The 14,386-nt window shown below is 69.9% G+C and carries 15 protein-coding genes; 9 read left to right on the forward strand and 6 right to left on the reverse strand.

What is annotated here, in order from left to right:
* Positions 1-181: 181 nt before the first annotated feature.
* Positions 182-1,312 carry a DNA polymerase III subunit beta gene (dnaN, locus tag ACIGHB_RS09935; RefSeq protein ID WP_360307906.1) on the reverse strand — a complete coding sequence of 377 codons (1,131 nt, stop codon included), beginning with the start codon at positions 1,310-1,312 and terminating at the stop codon, positions 182-184.
* 977 nt (positions 1,313-2,289) lie between these two features.
* A complete protein-coding gene (gene dnaA, locus ACIGHB_RS09940) occupies positions 2,290-4,077 on the reverse strand; it encodes a chromosomal replication initiator protein DnaA (RefSeq protein WP_399911226.1) in 1,788 nt (595 codons plus the stop codon).
* A 356-nt stretch (positions 4,078-4,433) separates the two neighbouring features.
* Here dnaA and rpmH point away from each other — a divergent pair, with 356 nt between their 5' ends.
* From rpmH to ACIGHB_RS09985, 9 genes are all read left to right on the forward strand, one after another.
* On the forward strand, positions 4,434-4,571 hold the full coding sequence (gene rpmH / locus ACIGHB_RS09945; protein ID WP_015659252.1) for a 50S ribosomal protein L34: 138 nt from the start codon (positions 4,434-4,436) through the stop codon (positions 4,569-4,571).
* A gap of 21 nt (positions 4,572-4,592) precedes the next feature.
* Positions 4,593-4,964: a ribonuclease P protein component gene (gene rnpA, locus ACIGHB_RS09950; protein WP_360307900.1), complete on the forward strand. Its 372-nt coding sequence runs from the start codon at positions 4,593-4,595 to the stop codon at positions 4,962-4,964.
* Entirely contained in the window at positions 4,961-5,287 is a 327-nt protein-coding gene (gene yidD / locus ACIGHB_RS09955) for a membrane protein insertion efficiency factor YidD (protein ID WP_360307897.1), read from the forward strand. Before rnpA ends, yidD begins: the two co-directional genes overlap by 4 nt.
* Before the next feature lie 3 nt (positions 5,288-5,290).
* Entirely contained in the window at positions 5,291-6,583 is a 1,293-nt protein-coding gene (gene yidC, locus ACIGHB_RS09960) for a membrane protein insertase YidC (protein WP_399911230.1), read from the forward strand.
* Positions 6,584-6,614: 31 nt separating this feature from the next.
* Positions 6,615-7,124: a R3H domain-containing nucleic acid-binding protein gene (locus ACIGHB_RS09965; protein ID WP_360307891.1), complete on the forward strand. Its 510-nt coding sequence runs from the start codon at positions 6,615-6,617 to the stop codon at positions 7,122-7,124.
* 125 nt (positions 7,125-7,249) lie between these two features.
* Positions 7,250-7,966 carry a 16S rRNA (guanine(527)-N(7))-methyltransferase RsmG gene (gene rsmG, locus ACIGHB_RS09970; protein WP_360307888.1) on the forward strand — a complete coding sequence of 239 codons (717 nt, stop codon included), beginning with the start codon at positions 7,250-7,252 and terminating at the stop codon, positions 7,964-7,966.
* A gap of 238 nt (positions 7,967-8,204) precedes the next feature.
* The gene (locus ACIGHB_RS09975; protein WP_360307885.1) at positions 8,205-9,284 is read left to right on the forward strand and encodes an AAA family ATPase; all 1,080 of its coding nucleotides are present in this window, start codon (positions 8,205-8,207) and stop codon (positions 9,282-9,284) included.
* Positions 9,281-10,339, forward strand: coding sequence for a ParB/RepB/Spo0J family partition protein (locus ACIGHB_RS09980; protein WP_399911233.1), 1,059 nt, complete (start codon positions 9,281-9,283; stop codon positions 10,337-10,339). Before ACIGHB_RS09975 ends, ACIGHB_RS09980 begins: the two co-directional genes overlap by 4 nt.
* Before the next feature lie 170 nt (positions 10,340-10,509).
* Entirely contained in the window at positions 10,510-11,127 is a 618-nt protein-coding gene (locus ACIGHB_RS09985) for a GNAT family N-acetyltransferase (protein ID WP_399911236.1), read from the forward strand.
* An 81-nt stretch (positions 11,128-11,208) separates the two neighbouring features.
* Here ACIGHB_RS09985 and trxA read toward each other — a convergent pair whose 3' ends face one another.
* The 4 genes from trxA to sigM all read right to left on the reverse strand — a co-directional run bounded on the left by trxA (position 11,209) and on the right by sigM (position 14,380).
* Complete coding sequence (gene trxA / locus ACIGHB_RS09990; protein WP_360307876.1) at positions 11,209-11,544, reverse strand: thioredoxin; 336 nt, start codon at positions 11,542-11,544, stop codon at positions 11,209-11,211.
* A 46-nt stretch (positions 11,545-11,590) separates the two neighbouring features.
* Positions 11,591-12,556 (reverse strand): thioredoxin-disulfide reductase, encoded by a 966-nt coding sequence (trxB, locus tag ACIGHB_RS09995; protein ID WP_360307873.1) that lies wholly within the window; start codon positions 12,554-12,556, stop codon positions 11,591-11,593.
* A 172-nt stretch (positions 12,557-12,728) separates the two neighbouring features.
* Positions 12,729-13,682 (reverse strand): hypothetical protein, encoded by a 954-nt coding sequence (locus ACIGHB_RS10000; RefSeq protein ID WP_399911241.1) that lies wholly within the window; start codon positions 13,680-13,682, stop codon positions 12,729-12,731.
* Positions 13,679-14,380 (reverse strand): RNA polymerase sigma factor SigM, encoded by a 702-nt coding sequence (gene sigM / locus ACIGHB_RS10005; protein WP_399911244.1) that lies wholly within the window; start codon positions 14,378-14,380, stop codon positions 13,679-13,681. The genes ACIGHB_RS10000 and sigM overlap by 4 nt, the downstream gene beginning before the upstream one ends.
* Positions 14,381-14,386 lie beyond the last annotated feature (6 nt).

Raw genomic sequence — 14,386 nt, forward strand, 5'->3', positions numbered from 1 at the left:
ACCCGGGTCCGAGCCTACGCCCGGACCCGGCCGCACACCTGTGGGGTCAGCCGCTCAGTCGAACCCCTCCGGCCCCGGAGAAAACGCGTCAGCCGCTCGGCAGAGCGGGACGTCAGCCGCTCAGCCGCACCGGCATACCGCGCCACCCGGGGGGCGACCCCCGGACCCCCGGCGGGGAGCGTCAGCCGCTCAGCCGCACCGGCATGATCAGGTACTTGTAGGCGTCGTCCGCCTCCGCGTCCACGGCCGGGCGGCCGCTCAGCAGGGCGGGCTTGGTGGAGGTCGTGAAGGAGAGCTGGGCGACGGGGGAGTCGATCGCGCTCAGGCCGTCCAGCAGGAAGGTCGGGTTGAAGGCGATCGAGATGTCGTCGCCGTCCAGCTGTGCGTCGACCCGCTCCACAGCCTGTGCGTCGTCGCTGGAACCGGCCTCCAGGATGAGCACGCCCTGCTCGAAGCTGAGCCGGACCGGCGTGTTGCGCTCGGCGACCAGGGCCACGCGCTTCACGGCCTCCACGAAGGGGGCGGTCTCGATCACCGCGACCGAGTTGAACTCGGTGGGGAACAGCGTGCGGTACTTCGGGAGGTCGCCCTCCAGGAGCCGGGTGGTGGTGCGGCGGCCCGCGCCCTCGAAGCCGATGAGGCCCTCGCCCTTGCCGGAGCCGGAGAGCGCCAGGGTGACGGTGTCGCCGCTGGTGAGCGCCTTCGCGGTGTCCAGGAGGGTCTTCGCGGGCACCAGGGCGACCGCGGAGGCGTCCGGGGCCTCGGGCTTCCACAGGAACTCGCGGACGGCGAAGCGGTAGCGGTCGGTGGAGGCCAGGGTGACGGTGTCGCCCTCGATCTCGATGCGCACACCGGTGAGGACGGGCAGCGTGTCGTCACGGCCGGCGGCGATGGCCACCTGCGCGGCGGCCGCGGCGAAGACCTCGCCGGGGACGGTGCCGGTCGCGGTGGGCATCTCCGGCAGCGCCGGGTACTCCTCCACAGGGAGGGTGTGGAGGGTGAAGCGGGAGGAGCCGCAGACCACGGTCGCCCGTACACCGTCTGTGGAGATCTCCACCGGACGGTTGGGGAGGGCGCGGCAGATGTCGGCAAGGAGGCGGCCGGAGACGAGGACGGTGCCGTCCTCCTCGACCTCCGCCTCGACGGAGACGCGGGCGGAGACCTCGTAGTCGAAGCTGGAGAAGCTCAGCGCGCCGTCCTCGGCCTTCAGCAGAAGGCCCGCGAGGACGGGCGCCGGCGGACGGGCCGGAAGGCTGCGGGCCACCCACGCCACCGCCTCCGCGAGTACATCGCGCTCCACCCGGATCTTCACCGGAACCGCCTCCTGCTTGTTGCTGGCTCTACGTCGACTGCGGGATCCAGTCTGACGTACGCCGCCGACACTCGGTGCGGCTCGGGGTCAAGTCGCGACGAGGGCGGGTCGGGGCTCCGGCGCCGAGTTGTGCACAGGCCCCGCTTCAAAGCGATTCCCGGGCTAACTATGAGTGGCAGTAGTAGTAGGGCCTGTGGAAACCGTGGATAACGTCGTCCGCCCAGGTCAGACCCAGTTTTTTGTCCACTGCCCCTGTGGGTGGAGCCAGTGGATAACCACCGCTCTCTGTGGACATACGAAAGTTCTGCACACCCGATACACAGGCGAGGGGTAGTTCTCCCCAGCGCTGTCCCCAGCTTTCCCCAGGTTCCCCACAGCCCAAACGTCTCCCTTGGTGTGACGCCTTTCACTCCGGCCGGTGATTCGAGGTGTTGTGTTGCCGAACAGTGGACAGCGGTGTGGAGAACCTGTGGGCAACCGGCCCGCCCCTGTGGGTTGCCGGTGGACAACTCTCCGGACCCCCTGTGGACGAAAGATTCATCCACAGCCTGTGGAGATCGTTTGCCAACAAATCCACACCCCTCTGAGCTGGGGTGATGGTCTGTCACCAGCCCAGCCTGTGGACACAATCCGGATAACTCGGTAGTCCCCACCCTGTGGACGGGAGATCATCCCCCAATCTGTGGAGAACCCGCCACCGGAACGGAGTAATCGAACACCGCCGTCCGGGTCATGGCCCCGTCGTGGCCCCGTCGTGGCGCCCGCACGCCACCGCGCCGGCCGCTCCCACGGCCCCCGGCAGCCGCTCAGCCCCCTTCCCGACAGCTGCTCCCACAGCCGCTCCCACGCCTCCCGACAGCCGTCAGGGAACGCCGAAGGGCGCCCCGGGAAGGTGTCCCGAAGCGCCCTGGAAGGCCGTACAGAGGTCGTACGGCGGCCGCACGGGGGCCGTGCAGCGGCCCCCGTACGGAGGCGGGTCAGCCGTTCTTGATGCGGTTGGTCAGCTCCGTGACCTGGTTGTAGATGGAGCGCCGCTCCGCCATCAGGGCCCGGATTTTCCGGTCCGCGTGCATCACCGTCGTGTGGTCCCGCCCGCCGAACTGCGCGCCGATCTTCGGCAGGGACAGGTCCGTCAGCTCCCGGCACAGGTACATGGCGATCTGCCGGGCCGTCACCAGCACCCGGCTGCGCGAGGAACCGCAGAGGTCCTCCACCGTCAGCCCGAAGTAGTCGGCCGTGGCCGCCATGATGGCCGGCGCCGTGATCTCCGGTGAGGAGTCCTCGCCGCCCGGGATCAGGTCCTTGAGGACGATCTCGGTCAGGCCCAGGTCCACCGGCTGCCGGTTGAGACTCGCGAAGGCCGTCACCCGGATCAGCGCGCCCTCCAGCTCACGGATGTTCCGCGAGATCCGTGAGGCGATGAACTCCAGTACCTCCGGCGGGGCGTTCAGCTGCTCCTGCACCGCCTTCTTGCGGAGGATCGCGATGCGCGTCTCCAGCTCCGGCGGCTGCACGTCGGTGGTGAGGCCCCACTCGAAACGGTTCCGCAGGCGGTCCTCCAGGGTCACCAGCTGCTTGGGCGGCCGGTCCGAGGAGAGCACGATCTGCTTGTTCGCGTTGTGGAGCGTGTTGAAGGTGTGGAAGAACTCCTCCTGCGTCGACTCCTTGCTCGCGAGGAACTGGATGTCGTCGACGAGCAGGATGTCCACGTCGCGGTAGCGCTTGCGGAAGGCGTCGCCCTTGCCGTCGCGGATCGAGTTGATGAACTCGTTGGTGAACTCCTCCGAGCTCACGTACCGCACGCGCGTGCCGGGGTAGAGGCTCCGCGCGTAGTGCCCGATGGCGTGCAGCAGGTGCGTCTTGCCGAGACCGGACTCGCCGTAGATGAAGAGCGGGTTGTACGCCTTCGCCGGCGCCTCGGCCACCGCGACCGCGGCCGCGTGGGCGAACCGGTTCGAGGAGCCGATGACGAAGGTGTCGAAGAGGTACTTCGGGTTCAGGCGCGCGTGCGGCTCGCCGGGCCCGCCGGAGCCGGCGCCCGTACCCCCGCCGCCCAGGGAGCCCTGGCCGATGCCCGGACCCACGCCCTGGCCGCCGGGTCCCGGGCCGGGACGCGGACCGGCGCCCGGAGGCTCGGGCAGCTCGGCGCGCTCGGGCCGCTGCGGCTGCTCGTAGCCGCGCGAGGGCTCGTCGTACCGCGGCCGCCCGGACTGCTCCGGAGTGGCCGGGCCGGTGTACGGGGCGCGCTCGGGGAACCCGCCGAGCCTCGGCTGCTGCCAGGAGAGGTCCTCCTGGGACCGCGGCCACGCGCCCGGCTCGGGGCGCGGCGGCTGCTGGTAGTCCGGGTAGGCCGGGCGCGCGGTGGGCAGCCCGTCGTCGGGCAGCGGGCGGTGGCCGTACCCCTCGTACTTCTCGTACGGCTCCGGCTGCGGGCGCTCGTCGTAGCGGGGCTGCGGCGGCCGGCCGGGGGAGGGCACGGGGGGCTGCTCGCCGACGGAGTCGTCGACGGTGATCGCGATCCGGATCGGGCGGCCGCACTCGCGGCTGAGGGTCTCGCTGATCAGCGGGGCGAGGCGGCCCTCCAGGACCCGCTTGCCCCACTCGTTGGGGACGGCGAGCAGCGCCGTGTCCGCGACCAGCGCGAGCGGCTGGCAGCGCTCGATCCACTGTTTGTCCTTGGGCTCGATGCCCTGCTGTCCTTCTCCGAGCAGCTGGTCGAGCACGCGTGGCCACACTGCGGCAAGATCGGCAGGTACGTCAGCCACAGGGCACGCTTTCTCGCAGGTCCCACCAATGTGTGGTTCTCGGGACGATAAGAACAGAACGGAAGAGATAGTCGAGTCCAGCCACGGTAGTCGTGGCGCCTGACGTGGTTCAAGTTGTTGTCCACAGCCTGTGCACAAAGGGCCCCGTCGACGGGTCGGTTTGACCGGATGGCGTAACCGCGCGTACCGTAACCAGGTCGAGTTGTCGATGGCTGCTGCCGCCTGCCTCCGATGGGCAAAGATCACTTTCCGTGATCGCGTAGCGGTGCACTCGAGCGTATGCGAGCTACTCGTGGGCGCACGGTGACAGCCAGGCGATGTCCCGCCACCACCCGAATCATTTCTGGAGCCCCCGAGTGAGCAAGCGCACCTTCCAGCCGAACAACCGTCGTCGCGCGAAGACCCACGGCTTCCGCCTGCGCATGCGTACCCGTGCCGGCCGCGCCATCCTGGCGAACCGCCGCGCCAAGGGTCGCGCGAGCCTGTCCGCCTGATCCACCTAAACAGGTCATGACGTGCTGCCTACCGAGAATCGGCTGAGGCGGCGCGAGGACTTCGCAACCGCGGTACGTCGAGGACGCCGGGCCGGTCGCCCACTCCTCGTCGTCCACCTACGTAGCGGTGCCACGGACCCGCACGCGCCTGGGGAGAGCGCTCCCCCGACGCGTGCGGGTTTCGTCGTGAGCAAGGCCGTGGGCGGTGCGGTCGTCCGCACCCAGGTGAAGCGTCGTCTGCGCCACCTCGTCCGCGACCGGCTCTCCGCGCTGCCCCCCGGTAGCCTGGTGGTCGTACGGGCGTTGCCCGGAGCCGGTGACGCCGACCACGCCCACCTGGCCCGAGACCTGGACGCCGCGCTGGAGCGGCTGCTGGGAGGGGGCAAGCGATGAAGTACCCGCTTCTCGCCCTCATCAAGCTGTACCAGTGGACGATCAGCCCGCTTCTGGGCGACGTCTGCCGGTACTACCCGTCGTGTTCCCACTACGGATTCACGGCCATAGACCGGCATGGCGCGATCAAGGGCACTGCCCTGACCGCCTGGCGCATCCTGCGGTGCAACCCGTGGTCGCCCGGCGGAGTGGACCATGTCCCCCCGCGGAAGCGTCCGCGCTGGCACGAGATGCTCAGGAACGCGCTGCGCGGCGACAAGGGCGGGATCTCCGCCGAGACGAGCCCGGTCGCAGAGACCTCGCCCAATGCTCAAGGAGCCTGATTAGTGGACACGATTGCCAGTCTGTTCGCCTTCATCACCACACCCGTTTCATGGATCATCGTCCAGTTCCACAAGGTGTTCGGGGCGATCTTCGGCCCTGACACGGGCTGGGCCTGGGGTCTGTCGATCGTGTCCCTGGTGGTGCTGATCCGCATCTGCCTGATCCCGCTCTTCGTGAAGCAGATCAAGGCCACGCGGAACATGCAGGCGCTCCAGCCGAAGATGAAGGCGATCCAGGAGCGCTACAAGAGCGACAAGCAGCGTCAGTCCGAAGAGATGATGAAGCTGTACAAGGAGACGGGCACCAACCCGCTCTCCTCGTGCCTTCCCATCCTCGCCCAGTCGCCGTTCTTCTTCGCCCTGTACCACGTGCTGTCCAACATCGCGTCGGGCAAGCCGATCGGCGCGATGAACCAGACGCTGGTCGACAGCGCCCGCGAGGCGAAGATCTTCGGTGCGCCGATCGCCGCGAAGTTCATGGACAGCCCGGAGAAGGTCGAGGCCCTCGGGGCCACGCTGCTCGACGTCCGCATCGTCACCGCGGTGATGATCGTCCTGATGTCGGCCTCGCAGTTCTTCACCCAGCGCCAGCTGATGATGAAGAACGTCGACCTCTCGGTGAAGACCCCGTACATGCAGCAGCAGAAGATGCTCATGTACATCTTCCCGGTGATCTTCGCCGTCATGGGCATCAACTTCCCCGTCGGTGTCCTCGTCTACTGGCTGACCACCAACGTGTGGACCATGGGCCAGCAGATGTACGTGATCAACCAGAACCCGACCCCGGGCAGCAAGGCGCAGGACTCCTACCTCCAGCGTCTGCTGAAGAGCGCCACGGCCCACGGTGAGATCCGCAGCCGCCGCCACAAGGCAGTCGTCAAGGCGATCGTCGCCAAGGGCTCCGACCGCAACGAGAACGAGCGCCGCTTCATCGGTGCCCTCGCCAAGGCCGGCCTCGCCGCCCAGGCCGACGGCACCGTGGTGAAGAGCGACGCCGCCATCGCCGAGGCCGAGGGCATCGCCGCCCCCAAGCGACAGCAGCCCAAGCGCCAGACCAAGGCCCAGCGCCAGGCCACCGCCCAGCAGGCCAAGGGCGACGAGACCGTCGAGGAGACGGCGGAGGAGTCCGCGGGCGAGGACGCCCAGGACGCCAAGCCGAAGACCTCGCTGGAGAAGAAGCCCGAGACGCCCGCCAAGGGCGGCGCGCAGGGTGGCGGCCGCAGCCGCGCAAGCTCCGGCGGCTCCCGCCAGCGCAAGGGCCAGCAGCGGCCCAAGCACCCGTCGTCCAAGAAGTAGAAGCGTCCACGTAGCTAGAAGGAGTCCATCCGTGACGGAAGGCACCACCTCCGCCGCCGAGGGTGGCGACACCCTGACCCGCCTGGAGCAGGAGGGTGAGATCGCGGCCGACTACCTTGAGGGCCTGCTCGACATCGCCGACCTCGACGGCGACATCGACATGGACGTCGAGGCGGACCGGGCCGCGGTCTCGATCATCAGCGACTCCGGCGGCCGCGACCTGCAGAAGCTGGTGGGCCGCGACGGCGAGGTGCTGGAGGCGCTCCAGGAGCTGACCCGCCTCGCGGTGCACCGGGAGACCGGTGACCGCAGCCGGCTGATGCTCGACATCGCCGGGTTCCGCGCGCAGAAGCGCACGGAGCTGGCCCAGCTCGGCGCCAAGGCCGCGGACGAGGTCAAGTCCACCGGCCAGCCGGTCAAGCTCGACCCGATGACCCCGTTCGAGCGCAAGGTCGTGCACGACGCGGTCGCCGCCGCCGGTCTGCGCAGCGAGTCCGAGGGCGAGGAGCCGCAGCGCTTCGTCGTCGTCCTCCCTGCCTGACCTCGTTCATCGCGTCGGCCCCGTCTGTTCGCAGGCGGGGCCGATCTTTGTCAGCCTGATAGTTCAGCCACTCAGCCACCACAGTGCGCTCGCACGGATGCGTGCGGTACGGAAGGACGGTCCCCGTGACGGAGGCAGCGGAGCTCCCCGAGGCGCCCGAGCAGGCACGGAAGGTCTTCGGCGAGTACTTCCCCGAGGCCGTGCGGTACGCGGAGCTGCTCGCGGACGCCGGTGTGAAGCGTGGGCTCATCGGCCCCCGCGAGGTCCCGCGCCTGTGGGAGCGCCACCTGCTGAACTGCGCCGTCCTCTCCGAGGTCGTCCCCGAGGGTGTGACGGTCTGCGATGTCGGCTCCGGTGCCGGACTGCCCGGCATCCCGCTGGCCCTGGTGCGACCCGATCTGAAGATCACGCTCCTGGAGCCGCTGCTGCGCCGCACCAACTTCCTCCTCGAGGTCGTGGAGCTGCTCGGCCTCGACCACGTGACCGTCGTACGGGGCCGAGCCGAGGAGATGCTCGGCAAGGTCCCGCCGGTCCACGTCGTGACCGCGCGTGCGGTGGCGCCCCTCGACCGGCTGGCCGGCTGGGGTGTGCCGCTGCTCCGTCCCTACGGCGAGATGCTGCTGCTGAAGGGCGACACCGCGCAGGAGGAGCTCGACGGGGCACGTGCCGCGCTCTCCAAGCTGGGCGTTGTGGAGACCTCGGTGCTCCACGTGGGCGAGGGGATCGTCGATCCGATGTCCACGGTGGTGCGGGTCGAGGTCGGTGAGAGCCCCGGCGGAGTGCGCTTCGCGGCCAAGCGGGCCAAGGCCGCCCGGACGAGCAAGACCCGCCGGCGCCGCTGAGCGCCGCATTCGTCCGCTTTTACGGAGTGTCGAACGGTCCCGGCAAGGCCGCAGGGGCATCGTGTTTCACGTGAAACGTCGCTCACTGCTCCAGGGGATCATCAGCCGCGGGCGCGCGGCTGCCACCCCCCGGGACCGCAGACCCCGTGTGAAGCCACCCGCGAGGGTTACGGAGTTTTCCACAGAGGTGGATTCACCCACAGATCCACCGACCTCGCTGGTTCAGGACCCCGCAGGCATGGCAGGCTCTTCCCATCGCGAGCTTGATGCCGAGGAGAGTGAATCCTTGCGGTCCGACGCCAACATCGCGGGACCGATGACCGATCCGGTCCCCGGTCCCCGAACCGAATCGGCGGGGGAGGATGTTTCACGTGAAACACTGCCCCCGATGGACGACACCCCCATTGGCCGTGCCGCCCAGCTGGCCGTAGAGGCCCTGGGGCGTGCCGGGGAGGGACTGCCCCGTCCCGAGCAGACCCGCATCATGGTGGTGGCCAACCAGAAGGGCGGCGTGGGCAAGACGACCACGACCGTCAACCTGGCCGCCTCCCTGGCGCTGCACGGCGCCCGGGTCCTCGTCGTCGACCTGGATCCTCAGGGCAACGCCTCCACGGCGCTGGGCATCGACCACCACGCCGACGTCCCCTCGATCTACGACGTCCTCGTCGACAGCCGGCCCCTCTCCGAGGTGGTCCAGCCGGTCCTGGACGTCGAGGGCCTCTTCTGCGCCCCGGCCACGATCGACCTGGCCGGCGCGGAGATCGAGCTGGTGTCGATGGTGGCGCGGGAGAGCCGGCTCCAGCGGGCGATCCAGGCGTACGAGCAGCCGCTGGACTACGTCCTGATCGACTGCCCGCCGTCCCTGGGCCTGCTCTCGGTGAACGCCCTGGTGGCGGGTGCCGAGGTACTCATCCCGATCCAGTGCGAGTACTACGCGCTGGAGGGCCTGGGACAGCTCTTGAAGAACGTCGACCTGGTCCGCGGGCACCTCAACCCGACGCTTCATGTGTCGACCATCCTGCTGACCATGTACGACGGCCGGACCCGGCTCGCCTCGCAGGTCGCCGAGGAGGTCCGCAGCCACTTTGGGAAGGAGGTGCTCCGGACCAGCATCCCCCGGTCCGTCCGCATCTCCGAGGCACCCAGCTACGGCCAGACCGTGATCACCTACGATCCCGGCTCCAGCGGAGCCCTGTCGTACATCGAAGCGGCGCGCGAGATCGCCTTCCGGGGCGCGGCCATCCACTACGAGCCCCACCAGCACGGCCGCGTGGGGCAGCAGAACAACCAGCACAGCATGGCGGAGGAACTTCAGTGAGCGACCGACGTAGGGGACTGGGACCGCGGGGGCTCGGCGCGCTGTTCGCCGGTGCCCCCCAGGACCAGCAGGCGCCGGAGACCGGCGCCGTCTCCACGCTCCCCGGGAGCGGCGCGGCACGCCTGTTCCCCCAGGGAGCCCCGCAGCCCGAGACCGCGCCCGAGCCGGTGGCGCCCGAGCCGGCCCTGGTCGCCGGGGCGTACTTCACCGAGATCCCGATCGGTGACATCACCCCCAACCAGCAGCAGCCGCGGAAGGTGTTCGACGAGGACGCCCTCGCCGAGCTGGTCACCTCCATCCAGGAGGTCGGTCTTCTCCAGCCCGTGGTCGTCCGCGAGATCGCGGACGGGCGCTATGAACTGATCATGGGTGAGCGGCGCTGGCGCGCCTCCGACGTCGCGGGTCTGCAGACCATCCCCGCGATCGTCCGGGCCACCGACGACGAGAAGATGCTCCTGGACGCGCTCCTGGAGAACCTCCACCGGGCCCAGCTCAACCCGCTGGAGGAGGCCGCGGCCTACGAGCAGCTGCTCTCCGACTTCAGCTGCACCCACGACCAGCTCGCGGACCGGATCGGGCGCTCCCGCTCGCAGGTCTCCAACACCCTCCGTCTCCTGCGGCTCTCCCCCGCCGTCCAGCGTCGGGTCGCGGCGGGGGTGCTCTCCGCCGGCCACGCCCGCGCCCTGCTCGGTGTGGAGGACCCGGAGGCGCAGGACCAGCTGGCGCAGCGGATCGTCTCCGAGGGCCTCTCGGTCCGCACGGTCGAGGAGATCGTGCGGCTCATGGGCTTCGACGAGCCCGCGGCGGTGAAGACGAAGAAGCCCAGGGCCGGGGCCCGGGTCTCGCCCGTCTTCTCCGACCTTGCCTCGCGTCTCTCGGACCGTTTCGAGACCCGGGTGAAGGTCGACCTGGGGCAGCAGAAGGGCAAGATCGTCGTCGAGTTCGCCTCCGTGGAGGACCTCGACCGGATCCTCACGACGCTCGCCCCCGGCGAGGACAAGGTCCTCCAGCAGATGCTGAAGGCGGAGAACGAGGGGGAGGAGGACGGGGAGTAGTTCCCTCCCTCCCCCAGGCGAGACAGGGCGGGGAGCGTTCCGGAGATCACCGGGGCGCTCCCCGCCCTTCGTCTTCGCGCGGTGTCGCCCTCACATCGCGATGGATACGATTCCGAGAGGCGTATCCGTGCTCGGTGGCCGTCCGAGGGCCAGGGAAGCGAGGGGCAGCCGTGGGGCGTCGGCTCGTACCGCTCACGCTGGACAATCTTCCGCACCTGCCCAAGCGCTGTCGCTCCTGTGTCTTCTGGGAGCTCGATCCGGTGAGCGGGGACGCGGCGGTGAAGGCGGCCCGCGCGGAGCAGGAGAAGGAGGCGTGGATCTCCGCCGTCCTGCTGGAGTGGGGGTCCTGCGGCCGGGTCGTCTACGTGGACGAGGTGCCGGTCGGCTATGTGCTCTACGCTCCCCCGGCCTATGTGCCGCGGTCGACGGCGTTCCCCACGAGCCCCGTGGCGGCCGACGCCGTCCAGTTGATGACGGCGTGGATCATGCCGGAGTACCAGGGGCAGGGTCTCGGCCGGGTGATGGTGCAGACGGTGGCCAAGGACGTGTTGCGGCGGGGCTTCAAGGCGATCGAGGCGTTCGGTGACGCGCGCTGGAAGGAACCTGCCTGTGTCCTGCCGGCCGATCACCTGCTCGCGGTCGGCTTCAAGACCGTGCGCCCGCACCACGCCTTTCCCCGGCTCCGCCTGGAGCTGCGGACGACGCTCTCCTGGAAGGAGGACGTCGAGATGGCGCTGGACCGGTTGCTCGGCGCGGTGCAGAAGGAACCGGCTCTGCGCCCTCTGTGACCGTGCCCCTGGTGACCGCCGACGGAAACGGCCCGTCCCCGCACTGCGGGGACGGGCCGTTTCACGTGAAACAACGCGGGGTCACTTCTCCCCGAGGAAGGGCTCCAGGTCGCGGACGATGGCCGCCTTCGGCTTGGCGCCGACGATGGTCTTCACGACCTCGCCGCCCTGGTACACGTTGAGCGTCGGGATGGACATGACGCCGTACTTGGCAGCGGTGGCCGGGTTCTCGTCGATGTTGAGCTTCACGACCTCGATCTGCTCGCCGTGCTCGTTGGCGATGGCCTCCAGCGACGGGGCGATCTGACGGCACGGGCCGCACCAGGCAGCCCAGAAGTCCACCAGGACGGGCTTGTCGCTCTTGAGGACGTCCTTCTCGAAGGAGTCGTCGGTCACGTTCTTCAGGGCGCCGGCCACGGCGGCCTCCTTAACTTCGCGGGGTGTGGGGTGGGGAGAGTTCGGGTCAGACCGCGGGGGTCTCGGCCAGCTTCTCGCTGTCGGTGAGGGCGGCGAGGAAGCGCTCGGCGTCCAGCGCGGCGGAGCAGCCGGTACCGGCGGCCGTGATGGCCTGCCGGTAGGTGTGGTCGACGACGTCACCGGCGCCGAAGACACCCGTCAGGTTGGTGCGGGTCGACGGGGCGGCGACCTTGAGGTAGCCCTCCTCGTCGAGGTCCAGCTGGCCCTTGAAGAGCTCGGTACGCGGGTCGTGGCCCACGGCGATGAAGAGACCGGTCACCGGCAGCTCGCTGGTCTCGCCGGTCTTGGTGTTGCGCAGGGTCAGACCGGAGAGCTTCTGGTCGCCGTGGATCTCGGCCACCTCGCTGTCCCAGGCGAACTTGATCTTCGGGTCGGCGAAGGCCCGCTCCTGCATCGCCTTGGAGGCGCGCAGGGTGTCACGGCGGTGGACGATCGTGACCGACTTGGCGAAGCGGGAGAGGAAGGTCGCCTCCTCCATCGCGGTGTCGCCGCCACCGACGACGGCGATGTCCTGGTCCTTGAAGAAGAAGCCGTCGCAGGTGGCGCACCAGGAGACACCGCGACCGGAGAGAGTGTCCTCGTTCGGCAGACCGAGCTTGCGGTGCTGCGAGCCGGTGGTGACGATGACGGCCTTGGCGCGGTGCACGGTGCCGGCGGTGTCGGTGACGGTCTTGATCTCGCCGGTGAGGTCCACGGCGACGACGTCGTCCGGCACGAGCTCGGCGCCGAAGCGCTCCGCCTGCGCCCGCATGTTGTCCATGAGGTCCGGGCCCATGATGCCGTCACGGAAACCGGGGAAGTTCTCGACCTCGGTGGTGTTCATCAGGGCGCCACCGGCGGTCACCGCGCCCTCGAAGACCAGCGGGTTCAGCGACGCTCGGGCCGTGTAGAGCGCGGCGGTGTAACCCGCGGGCCCCGAGCCGATGATGATCACGTTACGGACGTCGCTCACGGGTTTCTTCCTCGTCTCTGCGGACTGCCTACTGCCTACGGGGGCGGTGTCTCGGTCACTCTCACCCCACCCAACGGATCCTAAGGGGCGAGCATTCCCGAGAGCGCCGCGCGGCGCGTGCGTGAGACGGAGGATGAGACGCGGGGTGAGACGGCCGGGGTCGGCGGAGCGTTCAGGGCCTCGGGTAGGAGGCGGTCTGGAGCAGTTGCGCCGGGGTGTCGCCGGTACAGGAGGAAGAGACGACGTACACCTGGACGCGGCCGCTGTCGGCCTGGTCGGGGAGGACGAGGAGATACGCGGAGACGCCCTCGTACTGCCCGCGCTCGGAGGCGAGGACGGCGTCCTGACGGCCGGTGCCGGCGGAGACGCACGCGGGGAGAGCGGCGGCGCTGTTCCGCTGGGCCGTGCCGAGGTTCCCGCTCTCCGCCTCCTCGGCCGAGAGTGATTCGGGCTGCACGCCCTTCGGGGTCCGGGTGGTGAGGTCGCCCGCGAGCAGACTCCGGACCCGTTCCTCCACCGGTTCCCCGGAGAAGGCCCCCATCGGTGCGCTCGCGGCGGTGTCGGCCTTGGCCGCGTGCGGCTCCGGTGAGCCGTTCTGCGTGAGCGCGTAGAGGCCGAACGCGCAGAACGCGGCGACGAGGGTGCCGGCGAGGCCGGTGAGGGCGGCGATGCGCCCGCGGCGGCGGGTCCGGCCCCGTCCGGGACCGGTGGTCGCCTGGGGGCGGCCGGGCGGGCGATCGGAGCCCGCCCCGCGGCCGTCGACGGGCGGGGCGCCGGAGGCCGGCCGCGATGTTTCACGTGAAACATCGCTGTCCGAGGCGGCCGTGGTTTCACGTGAAACAGGCCGGGCCGTGTCCGGGGCCGTGGCGTCGAGCAGTGCCTCCGCGGCGAGGGCCGCGTCGATCCGTCCGGCGATGTCGGCGGGCATGCGCGGCGGGCCCGGAAGGGTGCCCAGGAGCCCGCGGATCTCCTCCAGGGAACTCCGGACATCGGCACAGAGGACGCAGCCGTCCAGGTGCTCACGGATCGTCGCGGAACGGCTCGGGGAGAGCAGCCCCTCCATCAGGTCGGAGATCTCCGAGACGTCCGGGTGCTGTGCTGTGTCGGCCTTGTCGGTCGTGGTCACGCGCGCCCACCTCCGCCCTTCACAGCAGCTGGATCAGTCGGTCCGGTTTCCCTCGGCTCCGACACCGGTGGGACGGATGCCCCCGGCGTCCGGTTCCTTCCCCCTTCGGAAGCCTCGTTACCCACGGTGTCGACGCGCAGATGAGTGAGCATCGGCAGCAGCCGGGCCCGGCCGCGTGCGCACCGGCTTTTCACGGTGCCGGTGGGCACCCCGAGGATGTCGGCCGCCTCGGCGACCGGGTATCCCTGCATGTCGACGAGGACGAGTGCGGCGCGCTGGTCCGGGGCGAGGGTGGCGAGCGCGACGAGCAGCTGCCGGTGGAGGTCCTGACGCTCGGCGGGTGCCTCCGCGGACTCGTGCGGTTCGAGGAGCTGCTCGAAGCGGTCGGTGTCGTCCACGGGCGAGGTTCTGCGGCTGGCGGCCTTCCGGACGCGGTCCAGGCAGGCGTTCACCGTGATGCGGTGGAGCCAGGTCGTGACGGCCGACTGGCCTCGGAAGGTGTGGGCGGCCCGGAAGGCCGAGAGGAGGGCGTCCTGGACGGCGTCCGCGGCCTCCTCGCGGTCCCCCAGGGTGCGGAGCGCCACCGCCCACAGGCGGTCGCGGTGGCGCCGTACGAGCTCACCGAAGGCGTCCGGGTCCCCGGCGACATGACGGGCCAGGAGTTCCCGGTCGTCTGCGGCGTCTATCGGACGGTCCAACGGTGA

The organism is Streptomyces sp. NPDC085460, from assembly GCF_044541975.1.
Lineage (GTDB): Bacteria > Actinomycetota > Actinomycetes > Streptomycetales > Streptomycetaceae > Streptomyces.

Coding starts and splice junctions, on each gene's coding strand:
- yidD (WP_360307897.1), top strand. CDS start 4,961: ATGAAGTACCCGCTTCTCGCCCTCATCAAGCTGTACCAGTGGACGATC.
- ACIGHB_RS09975 (WP_360307885.1), top strand. CDS start 8,205: ATGGCAGGCTCTTCCCATCGCGAGCTTGATGCCGAGGAGAGTGAATCC.